Genomic DNA, 16,503 nt, shown 5'->3' with positions numbered 1-16,503 from the left:
GAGCGGCGGCGCGCTCCTGCGGACGGCGCGCTTTATTGCGCGGCGGGCAAGCCCTGGATCTTCATCCCCGGTTTGATGCCTTTCGACGTGAACCAGCCTTTGCTCATTTCCAACGCATACACGCCGTTGTTCTTCGGGCAGTGATTGTTGGTGGTCTCGGCCTGCATCTCGTCGATGTCGGTGACCGTGCCGTCGGCGCGCATGAATGCGATCGACAGCGGGATCAACGTGTTCTTCATCCAGAAGCAATGCACCGCGTTTTCATTGAAGACGAACAGCATGCCTTCGTTCGGCGCGAGGTTCGTGCGATACATGAGGCCTTGCTCGCGGTCCGCGTCGTTCGCAGCGACAGCGGCGTCGATCACGAACATGCCCGCGGTCAGTTTCGCGCGCGGAAATTCGCCAGGCTGTTTAGCGCCGGCCGGCATCTGCTGCGCGTGAGCAGGTGCGATGGTTGTGGCGGTGAATGTCAACGCGGCGAGCGGCAATGCAACGGCAATGGCGAAACGCGCAATCAACGAGCGCATGGGAAATCGCACGGCATGACTCCTTGCTGGAAATTAACCCGCGAATGTTACGCGAGCGCGTCAAAAACAAAAAGGCAGATCGCCTTGCGGTGATCTGCCTTTCAACGCCGTAAGAACGGCAATGAAGCTAGTTCTTGACTGCGTTTTTACAACAAACTTACTCCGAAGCGCCCGAAGCTGCAGCAGCTGCTGCTGCCTTCTTGTGCGACTTCTTGTGAGCGTGCTTCGTGGTCTTCTTTGCCGACGAAGCTGCTGCTGCCGGAGCTGCCGAAGCTGCTGCCGGTGCCGAAGCTTGTGCGAATGCTGCCGTTGCGAAGAGACCAGCGACCAGAGCGGCGATCAGTTTGTTCATTTTGTGAATCCTCAGCTTTAGTTAATTAACCAAATGACCCGGTTATATATGGAGTCATGTCGGTAAACGTGCCATCCACCTTTCGGTTGACAGCCGCATCGAACAAATTTTCGACACGTCTGCGTTAGCGCTCAGACTCCCCGCACTTACCGCAAGAGCGGCTTGCACAAAGGCCCTTAAGGCTGAATGCCGGATAGCTTCGGGCGGCATCTGCGTCGAATAACGCCTGAGCTCGCGCAGCGGTTGACGCGAAATTTGTGGAAAACTTATAAGCCGATGGATTGATTCAGATCACGTGCCACGACGTTGTCATGGGTGTCATTGTTTCACGCGTTTTTCACAGTGGTTTCACGCGCTATTTTGTTTGCGGATACAACGAGTTAGGTATTGTGCCGCGGTGTGAAGTGGAGGCGTTGAGCGGATTCGGCGAGCACTCGGTCATGCGTGGGCGCATGATCACATCATGCCTTTCCACGGCGCATCCGGCGGTAAATCGACGCTCTCTCCCGGTTGCAGCCCGAGCGAAAACACGTCGAGTGCGCCGATGCCCACGCGCACCAGGCGCAATGTCGGAAACCCCACGGCGGCAGTCATGCGACGCACCTGGCGGTTCTTGCCTTCGGTGATCGACAATTCGATCCATGTGGTCGGTATCGCGGCGCGATAGCGGATCGGCGGCGTGCGTACCCAGAGGGTGTCGGTTGGTTCCACGTACTCGGCGCGACAGGGCCGCGTCACGTAGTCGCCGAGATCGACGCCGCGTGCGAGCTTCTTTAGTGTGGCCGCATCGACCGCGCCTTCCACTTGCGCCCAATAACGTTTGACGAGTTTGTGACGCGGCTCGGCAATGCGCGCCTGCAACGCGCCGTCGTCGGTGAGAAGCAGCAGGCCTTCGCTATCGGAGTCGAGCCGGCCTGCCGGATACACGTTGGGCACCTTGACCCAGTCGGCCAGCGACGCGCGCGTTTCGTGCGGCGAGAACTGGCAGATAGTGCCGAACGGTTTGTTCAGAGCGAGAAGGCGCATAGTGGATGAAATGAGAGTCGCGACGCGCCGTTGCGGCGCTCATGCCGCGCAGCCCCGGGAGGCGTCGGGCCAATAGTAAATGGCGGGATAATAAAGCATAATGCGCGACGCTAAGCTCGTTGTCTTATATAAGACATAAGAGTTGTGCCTCGCTGGATTGACTTCGTCCATGTTGGAAAACCCCGAGCCGCCGCGGCCTCGGCGCAGCGTTCGCGTGGGCTAGAATAGCGGCCAGGCCGCTTGCCGGCGTGCGGCATTGCGCGTAGCGAGGAGCGCCCCCGTTTTCGCAGTCTCCCATCAGCTTTCAGCATAGCCTTCACTGGAGTCCGATCATGCCGTATCAGCACATCAAGGTTCCGACCGGCGGTGACAAGATCACCGTCAATCCCGATTTCTCGCTCAACGTGTCGGACCAGCCGATCATTCCGTACATCGAAGGCGACGGCACCGGCATCGACATCACGCCGGTCATGATCAAGGTCGTGGATGCCGCTGTGGAAAAAGCGTATGCAGGCAAGCGAAAAATCCACTGGATGGAAATCTACGCCGGCGAGAAGTCCACCAAGGTGTACGGCCCGGATGTGTGGCTGCCCGAAGAGACGCTGCAGGTGCTCAAGGAGTATGTCGTCTCGATCAAGGGCCCGCTCACCACGCCGGTGGGCGGCGGCATCCGTTCGCTGAACGTCGCGCTGCGCCAGGAACTGGATCTGTATGTGTGCTTGCGTCCGGTGCAGTATTTCAAGGGTGTGCCTTCGCCGGTGCGCGAGCCGGAGAAAACCAACATGGTGATCTTCCGCGAAAACTCGGAAGACATCTACGCGGGTATCGAGTGGCCGGCCGAATCGGAGCAGGCGAAAAAGATCATCAAGTTCCTGCGCGAAGAAATGGGCGTGAAGAAGATCCGCTTCCCGGAAACGTCGGGGATCGGCATCAAGCCGGTGTCGCGTGAAGGCACGGAGCGTCTGGTGCGCAAGGCGATCCAGTACGCGCTCGACCACGATCGCCGTTCGGTCACTCTGGTGCACAAGGGCAACATCATGAAGTTCACCGAAGGCGCGTTCCGCGACTACGGTTACGCGCTGGCGCAAAAGGAATTCGCCGCGGAACTGATCGACGGCGGCCCGTGGATGAAGATCAAGAATCCGAAGACGGGCGGCGACATCGTCCTGAAGGACGTGATCGCGGATGCGTTCCTGCAGCAGATTCTGCTGCGTCCGGCTGAATACGACGTGATCGCCACGCTGAACCTGAATGGCGACTATGTGTCGGATGCGTTGGCCGCGCAGGTCGGCGGTATCGGTATCGCACCGGGTGCGAACATGTCGGATTCGGTCGCGATGTTCGAAGCCACGCACGGCACTGCGCCGAAATACGCCGGTAAGGACTACGTGAATCCAGGCTCGGAAATTCTTTCGGCGGAAATGATGCTGCGCCATCTCGGCTGGACCGAGGCAGCGGATCTGATCATCAAGTCGATGGAAAAATCGATTCTGCAAAAACGCGTCACGTACGATTTCGCGCGCCTGATGGAAGGCGCGACGCAGGTGTCGTGTTCCGGTTTCGGCCAGGTGCTGATCGAGAATCTGTAAGCAGCTTGCGTTGGGCCGAACTGGTTCGCATGTACAACCCCGGCGCCGGGAGGCGGCCGGGGTTGTGTGTTTGTGGCTTCACGCGATGTTTTCGTAACGCGCGAGCTGAAGCGCAAAACGTGACACTCGGCAGCAGACCGAAGAAATTACCCGATATATGGGACATGTGCGCGCCGGATACAACCAGAACAAGCCTCGGAGCGACCAGAGGACGAAACCCAAAAAAAGAAACCCGGCACGGAGCCGGGTTTCAAAGGACGGGTATCGAGCAGCTTCAGGCAGGCGCCTGAATGTTCGATGCCTGTTTGCCTTTCGGGCCTTGCACGACCTCGAAGGTTACCTTTTGGCCTTCCTTGAGGGTCTTGAACCCATTCATCTGGATGGCCGAGAAGTGTGCAAACAGATCCTCGCCACCTTCGTCAGGCGTGATGAATCCGAAACCTTTTGCGTCATTGAACCATTTGACCGTACCAGTTGCCATTCCAACTTCCCCTGTAACTCATGTCACTACCACGAGCCCTCGAAAAGCTCGACGACCGCGCGATGCAGCCGCTCCCTCCTCACAAGCTCACCATCGGCATTTTTTCGAAATTATGGCTTGGTGAAAAAAGTGCCAGCTTGATTGTTGAGGCTCTTTATTCGGGTGTCAAGAAAATTTTGAGATGCCGTTGCCGCGTTGCAAACAGGCACTTTCCAGGGTTTTTCCCGCTTTCGTTATGTGCGGTTGCGCAAGCGGGCCGTCTTGAAAAGTCGCATAATCGACTCACCTGCTGTTCAGCGGGTCGCCTCGGCGAAGACTGGGCCAGGCGAGCCGTCAGCCAGCTACGGCAGGTTGTGCGATACTCGATCCGACTGCGGCGCAGCACGGCCGCAAGCATCACAGGATAGGGGCCGGCTCCGCAAATCGGCTCGTCGATTTAACGCACGCGTGGCGGGGAATCGCCCATCAGGCGGTCGCGAACGGGCTTACTGGCCGGTTGGCCGGGTTTTGACAGGATTGCGGGCCTGTCCTAGTTGTTTAGAATGGGTGTATGGCGATTATCCCGGACAAGCAGGACGGCACCGTACTGGAGCGGCAGGAGAAAAAGCTCAAGCCGCCATCCATGTACAAGGTGGTGCTGCTGAATGACGACTTCACGCCGATGGAATTTGTCGTGATGATCGTGCAGGAATACTTCAATAAAGATAGAGAAACCGCAACACAGGTAATGTTGAAGGTGCATCGCGAGGGCAGGGGAGTTTGTGGGGTCTATACGCGGGACATCGCGTCGACCAAAGTCGAGCAAGTCGTTACCCACGCACGGCAGGCCGGGCATCCGCTGCAGTGTGTGATGGAGGAAGCATGATTGCCCAGGAACTGGAAGTCAGCCTGCACATGGCGTTCATGGAAGCACGCCAGGCGCGGCACGAGTTCATAACGGTCGAACATCTTTTGCTGGCACTGTTGGACAATCCGACAGCAGCGGAGGTGTTGCGTGCATGCGCGGCCAATATCGAGGATCTGCGCCAGAACCTGCGCAACTTCATTCATGACAACACGCCGACCGTGCCTGGCACGGACGACGTCGACACGCAGCCCACGCTGGGTTTCCAGCGTGTGATCCAGCGCGCGATCATGCATGTTCAGTCCACCTCGAATGGCAAGAAGGAAGTGACCGGCGCCAACGTGCTGGTCGCGATCTTCGGCGAGAAGGATTCGCACGCGGTGTACTACCTGCAGCAGCAGGGCGTGACGCGTCTGGACGTGGTCAATTTCATCTCGCACGGCATCGCCAAGACGAGCAGCACCGACGCCGCGAAAGCGAGCGACGCGAATGCCGAGTCCGACGAAGCCGCCGCGCAGAAAGAAACCCCGCTCGCGCAGTTCACCCAGAACCTGAACCAGATGGCGAAAGACGGCCGCATCGATCCGCTGATCGGGCGCGAGTCGGAAGTCGAGCGTGTGGTGCAGGTGCTGTGCCGTCGTCGCAAGAACAATCCGCTGCTGGTCGGTGAGGCCGGCGTCGGCAAGACCGCGATCGCCGAAGGTCTCGCGTGGCGCATTACGCGCGGCGAAGTGCCGGACATTCTGGCGGATGCCCAGGTGTATTCGCTCGACATGGGCGCGCTGCTCGCCGGCACCAAGTATCGCGGTGACTTCGAACAGCGCCTGAAGACGGTTCTCAAGGAATTGAAGGAACGTCCGCACGCCATCCTGTTCATCGACGAAATTCATACGCTGATCGGCGCAGGCGCTGCGTCGGGCGGTACGCTGGACGCGTCGAACCTGCTCAAGCCGGCGCTGTCGTCGGGCACGTTGAAGTGCATTGGCGCGACCACGTTCACGGAATATCGCGGCATTTTCGAAAAAGACGCGGCATTGTCGCGCCGTTTCCAGAAGGTCGACGTGACCGAGCCGACCGTCGAACAGACGGTGGCGATCCTGCGTGGCCTGAAGTCGCGCTTCGAAGAGCACCACGGTGTGAAGTATTCGTCGGGCGCGCTGTCGGCGGCGGCTGAGTTGTCGGCACGCTTCATCACGGATCGTCATCTACCGGACAAGGCGATCGACGTGATCGACGAAGCCGGCGCGGCGCAACGCATCCTGCCGAAGTCGAAGCAGAAGAAGACTATCGGCAAGAACGAGATCGAGGAAATCATTTCGAAGATTGCCCGCGTCCCGCCGCAAAGCGTGTCGCAAGACGATCGCAGCAAGCTGCAAACGCTGGATCGCGATCTGAAGAGCGTGGTGTTCGGGCAAGACCCGGCTATCGACGCGCTGTCGGCCGCGATCAAGATGGCGCGTGCGGGTCTGGGCAAGCTGGACAAGCCGATCGGCGCATTCCTGTTCTCCGGCCCCACGGGCGTCGGCAAGACCGAAGTGGCGAAGCAACTGGCGTTCACGCTGGGCATCGAGCTGATCCGCTTCGACATGTCGGAATACATGGAGCGTCATGCGGTCAGCCGTTTGATCGGCGCGCCGCCGGGCTATGTCGGTTTCGACCAGGGCGGTCTGCTGACCGAAGCTGTCACGAAGAAGCCGCATTGCGTGCTGCTGCTCGACGAAATCGAGAAGGCGCATCCGGATATCTACAACGTGCTGCTGCAGGTGATGGACCACGGCACGCTGACGGACAACAACGGCCGCAAGGCGGATTTCCGCAACGTCATCATCATCATGACGACGAATGCGGGCGCCGAGGCAATGGGCAAGTCGGTGATCGGCTTCACGAATCGTCGGGAAACCGGCGACGAAATGGTCGACATCAAGCGCATGTTCACGCCGGAGTTCCGCAACCGTCTGGATGCAACGATCAGCTTCCGCGCACTGGATGAAGAAATCATCATGCGCGTGGTCGACAAGTTCCTCATGCAGCTGGAAGATCAGTTGCACGAGAAGAAGGTCGATGCGCTCTTCACCGACGCACTGCGCAAGCATCTCGCCAAGCACGGTTTCGATCCGCTCATGGGCGCACGGCCGATGCAGCGTCTGATTCAGGACACGATCCGTCGTGCACTGGCGGACGAACTGCTGTTCGGCAAGCTGATGAACGGCGGTCGCGTGACGGTCGACGTGGATGCGGAAGACAAGGTCCAGTTGACGTTCGACGAGCATCCGGCTCCGCGCAATCCGAATCCGGAAGCGGTGGAAGTCGAATAAGCGTAAGCGTTAGTACTAAAAAACGGCGTGGACTCATAGGTCCACGCCGTTTTTTTTGGGCCGATGCTATTGATCGAACTTGATCGGATCGTCCATGTAGGCATTCAGCTTTTCTCTCGCCCAGGCCTCGGGATTGCCGATCGCCGAGACAATGCCGGTTGTCGCGCCGCCGCCCAGCAGGACGGTGAAGATGCCGCGCAGCGGGAAGTCGCCATACAGCGGATTCGAAATGTCGAATGGTTCGGACCGGAGGAACATATCTTCGGCGGTAACACCCATGGATTGCTGGAACGCCGGCGGGAATTGAAGCGCCAGAATAGTCGGATGCACGTTGCGATAGTCGGAGCCGATTGTCGGATCGCCCAGCAAACAACTGCCACCGGTTCCCCAATGCTGAGAGTCGAAATCAGCCGCGACCGGGTCGGTCGTATTCGGAATGCGGCTCGCGGGAATCTGCCACGGCATTACCGGCAATTTGAGTGCGCGGCTCACTGTCTTGCAGAAATCGAAGTAGCGTTTCCATTCGCGAGGACCATAGCAGTAGCCGTTCACGTACGCGCGCTGCGTGAAGTCGTCCGCTTCGTAGCGGTCGATCGCGAGGAAGTCGGGCGCGTACGGACCGTCGTACACGCCGAGGCTGACAACATAGTCAGACGTCTGCTGCGCCATCTGCGCCGTTTTGTCGGTGTCCTCATAAATCCACTCCGAGTAGCCGACACCCCAGAGATTGATCTGCCAGCCGAAAGTCACGCTTGGCGCTACCGTGCGGGTCAGCCAGTTCACGGCGAGGACGTAGCCCGCAATGTCCTCGGTGATATTGTCGGGAATGGCTGCGGAGAGCGACCAATGGTCGAGCGCGGTTTGCAGCGGACCGCGCACCGGCATGGCGTAGGTCGCGCCGAAGTTGGCCTGCTCGCACGCGCCGAGAAAGTCCGGGTTCACGATGAAACCTGCCGGCACCGGGTGATCGTTGTCGATCGCCTCCGTGGCGATGTTGAGTGCCAGGATGTAGTTCGCGAAGCTGTGCGCGTGCGCGTCGGCGTTGGCGAGGATCGTCGGCGTGTCGCCGAGCGACAGGTTGCAGGTGTACGAGACCATCACGGGCAGCACGGGCTGACCCTTGCCCAGTTGCGTTTCGACGTTGCGAGCGAGGGTGATCGTCGTTCTGGTCTGCACGTCGTCGCTCAGGAACACGTTCGAGTCTCCGGCGCCGTCGGTGCCGGCGTAATCGAAGACCGACGTCGCGCGCGCCGCCGCGAAGTCGGCCAGATTGCTCGGCTGCAAATCGGCGCAGCCACCGAAGCATAGATACTCGGGGAAACCGCGCACGTGCAGATCGGCGGATGCGCCGACCGTCACGTCGAGTTCAATGTGGCCGTCACCGTTCACGTCCAACTGCGCTGGCCCGCTGACCGCATATACGACGCCCGCCGACAGGAAGTCGGCGGTCTCCACCGTGTAATGCCCCGGCCGGACGAGTGCCGAGAAAGCGGTTTGCTGCGATTCGACGGCAACTGTCTGCAGATAGTTCATGTCGCTGGCGATCAGGCGCAAGTCGATCTGGCGATCGAGCGTCTGTTCGGCAGTGACCTCGATCGCGACCTTGACGTATCCCGACGTATTGACTGGCTTGCTCGCCATCGTCGAGTCGTCGATAACCACCTTGTGCAGTGCGTCTGTCAGCGTGATATCCGGCACCGCGAACGAGTAGTTGACGTCGTTCAGTGCGACCTTTTGTATCGATACGCGCGCAGTGCCCGACGGCGGCAGTTTTCGCAGCGACGTCACGCTGTTGGTCGTTGCGTCGAATGCAGCGAGGGTGTTGCCGGTCTTGCTGTCGGTCAGCGTAACACTGAGCGTTTCCTTCGACAAACCCGCGAGCGACCCGATCGAAATGTCGAGCGCGCAATATCGCTCTACCGGCCCGAATGTCACTTTGATCGTCGAGGTATTGCCTGCGGTGACTTCCACCGAAGTGGGACTGATGACAAGCGGCGCAACGACAGTCTCATCGACAGTAGCAATGCTGTCGCCGCTCACCGTGTAGCCGCCCTGTTCGAGACTCGCGGTGACGCTCCCGCTGTAGCTAAGCGGCAAGGTGGTGACCATGCTGCCTTGGGCGAGCGTGAGAACGGGCGTCACGTTCGCCAGCGCCGGGTCCGGCGCCGTCTCGCACGCGGCGGACACCGTGCCGAAGATTGTCGGCTCGTGATCGGCCGCGAACACGAATGAGTCGAGCCAGGTGTCCGGATGGGCGACAAGGTTGCCGTTGATGCCGATCGTGATCTGATCGGGCGGCTGCATCGTATAGGACGTGGTGAACGGTATCGTCACCGTGACGTCGAAGTCGCCGTCGCCAATTTGCGAGGCTTGCACGGAAGTCTCGCCCACCACCCAACTGATGAACTGCGGCTGGATGGCCGTGGCATCCAGATTGGCCGGCGAATGGAAGTTGAATGCGAGGAACTCGCTGACGTTGACAGCGCTGCCGTCTTCATAGCGCAGGTTGGAGACGATGATCGTGCCATACCATTCATTGGCACCCGGGCCGACGATTGCATCATATTCGATCTTCATGGTGACTCCATTCAGGTTGTCCGGTGAACTTGGGCTGCTTGCCCGGATGGGCGAAGAAAAAGTTCTGTCCGGAGAGCAATGCATCCGTACCAGATTGGCTATGGTATGGATAACTAAGTAAATTTATGAATTGAAGATAATGATATAAACCTCCTTTGTCTGGCTTTGAGGGGAACTCAGAAACGGGAAACGAAAGCAGGAACTGGAAAACGGGAACGTGATGTGGCCAGCAATCAATCAGCAAGTGTGGCCGGATGGATCGGAGAGGCTGGTGGTTGATTTATAGGTGGGAGAAGTGAAGGTCCAAATCGGATAATTCCGAATCTGGGTCGTCGGAGAAAGACGCGAGGAGGGTTTGAAACGAGGGAGAGAGCCGTGCTGGATTGGGCTCAACCAGCACGGGTTTGGGGGAAATCTGTCTTAATGCTTGCCCGTGCTGCCGAAACCACCCGCGCCACGCTCGCTGGTTTCGAAGTCGTCGACGATATTGAACTCCGCCTGCACGACCGGCACGATAACCAGTTGCGCCAGGCGCTCCATTGGGTTCAGCACGAAGGTGGTCTCGCCGCGGTTCCACGTCGAGATCATCAGTTGGCCTTGGTAATCCGAATCGATCAGACCGACGAGATTGCCGAGCACGATCCCGTGCTTATGTCCCAATCCCGAGCGCGGCAGAATCAGTGCGGCATAGCCCGGATCGCCGACGTGAATCGCCAGACCCGTCGGCACTAGCGCGGTCTCGCCGGGCTTCAGCGTCAACGGTTCGTCGAGGCACGCGCGCAGGTCGAGGCCCGCGCTGCCGGTGGTGGCGTAAGCCGGGAGCTGATCGCGCATGCGCGCGTCGAGGATCTTCAGGTCGAGTTTCATGCAGGTTGGAAGGTTAAGGAGTGGACGCCGGGCGTTCGAGTTGGAACGCCTCGGCAAGAAGTTCATAGGAGCGCAACCGGGCGCGATAGCTGCCCGCAACGGTGAGCACGATCAGCTCGTCCGCCTGGAACTGCTCCTGCAACGCATGAAGCCGTTCAGTGACGGTTGCCGGCGCGCCGATGATACTGCGCGGCTTTTCGCGCGAGATCACGAGCTGCTCGCGCTCGCCGTACTCCTGCGCGATGCCCTGTTCGATGGACGGAATCGGTTCGTTCAAGCCATAGGCCATCTGCACGCGGCGCAGGTCGACGGCTTTTTCGAGATCCGCGGCTTCCTGTTCGGTGTCCGCGCAGATCACGAACACGGCGGCCGCCAGATACGGCTGCTGTAACGCGTGGCCGGCCTTGAAGCGCTCGCGATACGCATGCGCGACCTGGTGCCCGAAATGCGCGTTGATGAAGTGCGCAAACGCAAACGGAATGCCGAGTTGCGCGGCCAGCAGTCCGCCGAATTCACTCGACCCCAGCATCCACACTTGCGGACGCGTATCGATTTGCGGTTGCAGCAGCACGCCGCTCGCAATGTGATCGGCGGGCAACGTGCCGTGCATCAGGCCGAGCAGATCGGCCACTTGCTGCGGAAAAATATCGCCGCGATTGTAGTCGCCGGCGGCGACCGCTTGCGCGGTGCGCATGTCGCCACCCGGCGCACGTCCCACGCCCAGATCGATACGATTGGGGAACAGCGCCTCGAGCATCATGAATTGCTCGGCGACCTTGAATGGGCTGTAATACGGCAGCATCACGCCGCCGGAGCCCAGCCGGATGTGGCTCGTCACACTGCCCAGGCGCGCCAGCATCACCTCGGGGCAGGGATTCGACACGCCGCGCAGGCCATGATGCTCGGCGCACCAGTAACGCGTGTAGCCGAGGTCGTCGGCGAGTTGCGCGAGTTCAACCGTGGCGGCAATCGCGTCCGCCACCGAGTGCCCGGCGATCACCGGCGTTTGATCGAGTACGGATAGTCGCGTCATGTCTGTACCGCTCCAGATGATTCCAATTCGCTTGCGCGACTCACGGCGAGCGCATCGGCGTGCGTGCGGCCGGGACGGTTCAGCGAATCAGACTTGTGTCGGGCAGACGCCTGGCGATCTCCGCGATCAGCGCGCGCGCGAGCGTCTGCTTGTCGGCGCGTGGCAGCCTGGTCGTGCCGCCTGCTTCGAACAGGATCACTTCGTTATCGTCGAGGCCGAAAGTCTGCGGGCCGAGATTGCCGATCAGCAGCGGCACATTTTTGCGCACGCGCTTTTCTTCGCCGTGGACTTCGAGGTCGCCGCTTTCCGCGGCGAAGCCGACCGTGAACGGCGGATGCGGCAGTTTTGCCACCGAAGCCAGAATGTCCGGATTTTCGACGAACGTGAAGCTCGGCAGCGCGCGATCCGCGGTCTTCTTGATCTTGTGCTCGCTGGCGTGATCGACGCGCCAGTCCGCCACCGCGGCCACGCCGATGAAGATGTCGGCGTCCGCGATCGAGTGCATTACCGCGTCGTGCATCTGCTGGGCGGTTTGCACGTCCTGGCGGAACACGCCCCAAGGCGTTTCCAGAGCGACGGGGCCGGCGACCAGATGCACCTCGGCGCCCGCCTGTTGCGCGGCGCGCGCCAGCGCAAAACCCATCTTGCCGCTGGAGCGGTTGGTGATGCCGCGCACCGGATCGAGCGGTTCGAAGGTCGGCCCGGCGGTCAACAGCACGCGCCGGCCGCTGAGGATTTTCGGCGCGAAGAACGAGGCGACGGCTTCGTAGGTGGCGGCGGCTTCGAGCATGCGCCCGTCGCCGACTTCGCCGCACGCTTGCGGGCCGGAATCGGGGCCGAGCACTTCGACGCCGTCCGCGCGCAATTGCGCGACGTTGCGTTGGGTGGCCGGGTTCTGCCACATCTGCCGGTTCATGGCCGGCACGACCAGCAGCGGACAATCGCGCGCGACGCACAGCGTCGACAGCAGGTCGTCGGCCATGCCGTGCGCGAGTTTGGCGAGGAAATCGGTGGAGGCGGGCGCGATCACGATCGCATCCGCTTCACGCGACAGATCGATGTGCGCCATGTTGTTCGGCACGCGCCCGTCCCACTGGCTGGTATAGACCGGACGGCCGGACAGCGCCTGCATGGTGACGGGCGTGATGAACTGCGTGGCCGCTTCGGTCATGACGACCTGCACGGTCGCGCCGGCCTTGGTCAACAGACGCGTGAGTTCGGCGATCTTGTAGCAGGCAATGCCGCCCGTCATGCCAAGGACGAGGTGTTTTCCTGCGAGTTCTGCGGTTGCCAACGAAAGCCTCCGACAAAGCGTGGTGGCGCTCAGCGGGGCGGGGCGTTGCATCCCGCCGCCGCGCCTTTCAAACCGTACTGGCGCGCGAACCTGAGCGCGAGCGACTGCGGCCTTAGCGTACGCTGCCGCGTACGCGCCGCAACTCGTCGAGCACGAGCAAGATCGCGCCGACCGTGATCGCGCTGTCGGCAAGATTGAACGCCGGCCAGTGCCACGTGCGCACGTGAAAATCGAGGAAATCGATCACGTGGCCATACGCGAGCCGATCGATCACGTTGCCGAGCGCGCCGCCGAGAATCAGCGCGAGCGCCGTGCAGAACATTTTCTGCCCGCCGTGGCGCTTGAGCAGATAGCAGATCACCAGCGCGGCCACCACGCCGAGCGCGGTGAACGCCCAGCGTTGCCAGCCGCCCGCCATTGCGAGGAAGCTGAACGCCGCGCCGCGGTTGTACACGAGGATCAGGTTGAAAAACGACGTGACCTCATGCGCGACACCGTAGGCGAACACCTTCTGGACTGCGATTTTCGTCAACTGATCGAACAGAATGACGATCAGCGCAACCCCAAGCCAGGGCGCCAGCGACCCGTTTGCGGCAGATGTTTTCGACGCGGTTTTCGACATGGTTCTCGCCATTATGCCGCGCTCCTGATTTCACCGTTGCCGAACAGATTGCTGAAGCAGCGGCCGCACAGCGTGGGGTGTTCGGCGTTCGCGCCGACGTCCGCGCGATAGTGCCAGCAGCGTTCGCATTTCAGATACTTCGAGGCGATCACTTCGACGCCTTCTTCCGCTTCGCTGTCCACCTTCACCACGGTCGCCGCCGACGTGATCAGCACGAACTTCAGGTCGTCGCCGAGGCTCGTGAGTGCGTCGTAGCGTGCGCCGCTGGCGCGGATTTCCACTTCCGCCTGCAGGGACGAGCCGATCAGGTTGGCCACGCGCGCTTCTTCCAGCGCCTTGGTCACGTCGCTGCGGGCGGCGCGCAGAAGCGTCCATTTGTCGAGCAGCGCGCCGGTTTCCGGCACGGCCGGGAACGCGTGGTACGTCTCGGTGAAGATCGTCTCGCTGTTCGGCTCGAAGATCTTCCACGCTTCTTCTGCGGTGAACGACAGGAAAGGCGCCATCAGACGCAGCAGGCCGTGCGCGATGTGATACAGCGCGGTCTGTGCCGAACGGCGCGCGACGGAGTCCGCGGCGGTCGTGTACAGACGGTCTTTCAGCACGTCCAGATAGAAGCCGCCGAGGTCTTCCGAGCAGAACGTCTGCAGCTTGGCGACCACCGGGTGGAATTCGTACTTCTCGTAGTGCGAGAGGATGTCGCTTTGCAGATTCGCCGACAGCGCCACCGCATAGCGGTCGATCTCGAGCCAGTCTTCGACCGGACGCGCGTGCTGCGCGAAGTCGAAGTCCGACAGGTTCGCGAGCAGGAAGCGCAGCGTGTTGCGGATACGGCGATAGCCTTCCGTGACGCGTTTCAGGATTTCTTCCGAGATCGCCAGCTCGCCCGAGTAATCGGTCGAGGCGATCCACAGGCGGATGATTTCCGCGCCGAGGCGGTTCGCCACTTCATGCGGATCGATACCGTTGCCGAGCGACTTGCTCATCTTGCGGCCTTCGCCGTCCACGGTGAAGCCGTGCGTGAGCAGCGCGTTGTACGGCGGGCGGCCGTCGAGCATCGAGGCGGTCAACAGCGACGAGTGAAACCAGCCGCGGTGCTGGTCCGAGCCTTCCAGATAGAGGTCGGCCGGGAATTGCAGTTCGTCTTTGTGCGAGCCGCGCAGCACGTGCCAGTGCGTGGTGCCCGAATCGAACCACACGTCGAGCGTGTCGCGGTTCTTCTCGTACATGTTGGCGTCGTCGCCGAGCAGCTCGCGCGGGTCGAGCGACTGCCAGGCTTCGATGCCGGCCTTCTCGACGCGTTGCGCGACTTCTTCGAGCAACTCCAGCGTACGCGGATGCAGCTCGCCGGTTTCCTTGTGAACGAAGAACGCCATCGGCACGCCCCATTGGCGTTGGCGCGACAGCGTCCAGTCCGGGCGATTCGCGATCATGCTGAACAGGCGCTGCTTGCCCCACGCGGGATAGAACGCGGTGTTTTCGATGCCTTCGAGCGCGGTCTCGCGCAGCGTCCTGTCGGTATCGTTCGGCTTCACGTCCATGCCGGCGAACCATTGCGACGTGGCGCGGTAGATGATCGGCGTCTTGTGGCGCCAGCAGTGCATGTAGCTGTGCGTGTACTTCTCGGTGCGCATCAGCGTGCCGGCGCCTTGCAGCGCTTCGACGATCTGCGGATTGGCCGCCCAGATCGACAAGCCGCCGAACAGCGCGAGCGATTCGATATAGCGGCCGTCGCCCATCACCGGATTGATGATGTCGGAGTCGGACATGCCGTGCGCCTTGCACGACACGAAGTCTTCCACGCCATACGCCGGCGACGAGTGCACGACGCCCGTGCCCGATTCAGTGGTCACGTAGTCGCCGAGATAGACCGGCGAGGTGCGCTTGTAGCTCGGATGCGCGGACGCAAGCGGATGGTTGAAACGCAGATTGACGAGCTTCGCGCCCGGCGTGGTGGCGACGATCGTGCCTTCCAGACCGTATTGCTTCAGGCACGCTTCGACGCGCTCTTCCGCGAGGATCAGCAGCCCGCGCGGCGTATCGACCAGCGCGTAGACGATTTCCGGATGCAGGTTCAGCGCCTGGTTGGCGGGGATGGTCCACGGCGTGGTAGTCCAGATCACGATACCGCCTTCGTTGCGCGGCAGCGCATTCAAGCCGAACGCCTCAGCGGTCTTTCCCGGCTCGGCGAAGCTGAACAGCACGTCGATGGTCGGATCGGTCTTGTCCTTGTACTCGACTTCCGCTTCGGCGAGCGCCGAGCCGCAGTCGAAACACCAGTTCACCGGCTTCAGGCCCCGGAACACGTAGCCTTTTTCCATGATCTTCGCGAGCGCGCGGATTTCGCCGGCTTCGTTGGTGAAGTTCATGGTCTTGTACGGATTGTCCCAGTCGCCGAGCACGCCCAGACGCCGGAAGCCGACCTTCTGCTTCTCGATCTGCTCGGTCGCGTAGGCACGCGCCTTCTGCATGACTTCAGCGGCCGGCAGCGATTTGCCGAACTGCTTTTCGATCTGGATTTCGATCGGCATGCCGTGGCAATCCCAGCCCGGCACGTAGACCGCGTCGAAGCCCGCCAGATTGCGCGCCTTGACGATCATGTCCTTCAGGATCTTGTTCACCGCATGGCCGAGGTGGATGTCGCCGTTCGCATACGGCGGGCCGTCGTGCAGGATGAACTTCTTGCGGCCCTTGGAGGCGGCGCGGATCTTCTCATAGATCTTGCGTTCCTGCCATTCCTTGACCCATTGCGGCTCGCGCTTGGGCAAATCGCCGCGCATCGGGAACGGCGTGTCGAGCAGGTTGAGCGGGTAGCGTGACTGCGGTTTCGAATCGGCTTTCTTGTTGCTCATGATGAGGTCGCGGTGAATTCTTTCTATGCGCAGCAGGGCGCGGAATGCGCACGATGCGCGAGGGGCGTGGGGCGCGCCCGGCAGGCATGTCGCGTGACTCACGGACGCCCTTCGATGCGCGCGGCGA

Annotated in this window: 13 protein-coding genes; 3 read left to right on the top strand and 10 right to left on the bottom strand. The window is 61.1% G+C overall.

Annotated features, from left to right (window positions below; genetic code table 11):
* Nucleotides 1-32: 32 nt before the first annotated feature.
* From NE850_RS10150 to NE850_RS10140, 3 genes are all read right to left on the bottom strand, one after another.
* A complete protein-coding gene (locus NE850_RS10150) occupies nt 33-539 on the bottom strand; it encodes a DUF192 domain-containing protein (RefSeq protein ID WP_007180611.1) in 507 nt (168 codons plus the stop codon).
* Between the two features lie 145 nt (nt 540-684).
* Nucleotides 685-879, bottom strand: coding sequence for a hypothetical protein (locus NE850_RS10145; protein ID WP_011489640.1), 195 nt, complete (start codon nt 877-879; stop codon nt 685-687).
* A 456-nt stretch (nt 880-1,335) separates the two neighbouring features.
* Nucleotides 1,336-1,905: a pseudouridine synthase gene (locus NE850_RS10140; RefSeq protein ID WP_007180612.1), complete on the bottom strand. Its 570-nt coding sequence runs from the start codon at nt 1,903-1,905 to the stop codon at nt 1,336-1,338.
* Between the two features lie 332 nt (nt 1,906-2,237).
* Between NE850_RS10140 and icd the strand changes: the two genes are divergently transcribed.
* A complete protein-coding gene (icd, locus tag NE850_RS10135) occupies nt 2,238-3,494 on the top strand; it encodes an NADP-dependent isocitrate dehydrogenase (RefSeq protein WP_007180613.1) in 1,257 nt (418 codons plus the stop codon).
* Nucleotides 3,495-3,768: 274 nt separating this feature from the next.
* Here icd and NE850_RS10130 read toward each other — a convergent pair whose 3' ends face one another.
* Nucleotides 3,769-3,975 (bottom strand): cold-shock protein, encoded by a 207-nt coding sequence (locus NE850_RS10130; protein WP_007180614.1) that lies wholly within the window; start codon nt 3,973-3,975, stop codon nt 3,769-3,771.
* Nucleotides 3,976-4,525: 550 nt separating this feature from the next.
* Here NE850_RS10130 and clpS point away from each other — a divergent pair.
* Together clpS and clpA are read left to right on the top strand one after the other, a co-directional pair.
* Nucleotides 4,526-4,840 (top strand): ATP-dependent Clp protease adapter ClpS, encoded by a 315-nt coding sequence (gene clpS, locus NE850_RS10125; RefSeq protein ID WP_006050100.1) that lies wholly within the window; start codon nt 4,526-4,528, stop codon nt 4,838-4,840.
* The gene (gene clpA, locus NE850_RS10120) at nt 4,837-7,134 is read left to right on the top strand and encodes an ATP-dependent Clp protease ATP-binding subunit ClpA (RefSeq protein ID WP_007180615.1); all 2,298 of its coding nucleotides are present in this window, start codon (nt 4,837-4,839) and stop codon (nt 7,132-7,134) included. Before clpS ends, clpA begins: the two co-directional genes overlap by 4 nt.
* Before the next feature lie 66 nt (nt 7,135-7,200).
* Here the strand turns inward: clpA and NE850_RS10115 are convergent, their stop codons facing one another.
* The 6 genes from NE850_RS10115 to ileS all read right to left on the bottom strand — a co-directional run bounded on the left by NE850_RS10115 (nt 7,201) and on the right by ileS (nt 16,376).
* Nucleotides 7,201-9,711 (bottom strand): hypothetical protein, encoded by a 2,511-nt coding sequence (locus tag NE850_RS10115; RefSeq protein ID WP_007180616.1) that lies wholly within the window; start codon nt 9,709-9,711, stop codon nt 7,201-7,203.
* Between the two features lie 420 nt (nt 9,712-10,131).
* Entirely contained in the window at nt 10,132-10,578 is a 447-nt protein-coding gene (dut, locus tag NE850_RS10110) for a dUTP diphosphatase (protein ID WP_007180617.1), read from the bottom strand.
* 13 nt (nt 10,579-10,591) lie between these two features.
* Complete coding sequence (locus tag NE850_RS10105) at nt 10,592-11,611, bottom strand: LLM class flavin-dependent oxidoreductase (RefSeq protein WP_310698708.1); 1,020 nt, start codon at nt 11,609-11,611, stop codon at nt 10,592-10,594.
* Nucleotides 11,612-11,690: 79 nt separating this feature from the next.
* Nucleotides 11,691-12,905, bottom strand: coding sequence for a bifunctional phosphopantothenoylcysteine decarboxylase/phosphopantothenate--cysteine ligase CoaBC (gene coaBC / locus NE850_RS10100; protein WP_007180619.1), 1,215 nt, complete (start codon nt 12,903-12,905; stop codon nt 11,691-11,693).
* 112 nt (nt 12,906-13,017) lie between these two features.
* Nucleotides 13,018-13,527, bottom strand: a complete 510-nt coding sequence (gene lspA, locus NE850_RS10095) for a signal peptidase II (protein ID WP_035518496.1) — start codon at nt 13,525-13,527, stop codon at nt 13,018-13,020.
* 11 nt (nt 13,528-13,538) lie between these two features.
* Nucleotides 13,539-16,376 (bottom strand): isoleucine--tRNA ligase, encoded by a 2,838-nt coding sequence (gene ileS, locus NE850_RS10090; RefSeq protein ID WP_310698707.1) that lies wholly within the window; start codon nt 16,374-16,376, stop codon nt 13,539-13,541.
* Between the last annotated feature and the right edge of the window lie 127 nt (nt 16,377-16,503).

This window comes from Paraburkholderia sp. USG1 (genome assembly GCF_031570135.1).
GTDB lineage: Bacteria > Pseudomonadota > Gammaproteobacteria > Burkholderiales > Burkholderiaceae > Paraburkholderia > Paraburkholderia dioscoreae.
Note: the sequence above shows the minus strand (reverse complement) of the source record. Positions and strands in the feature narration are given on the sequence as shown.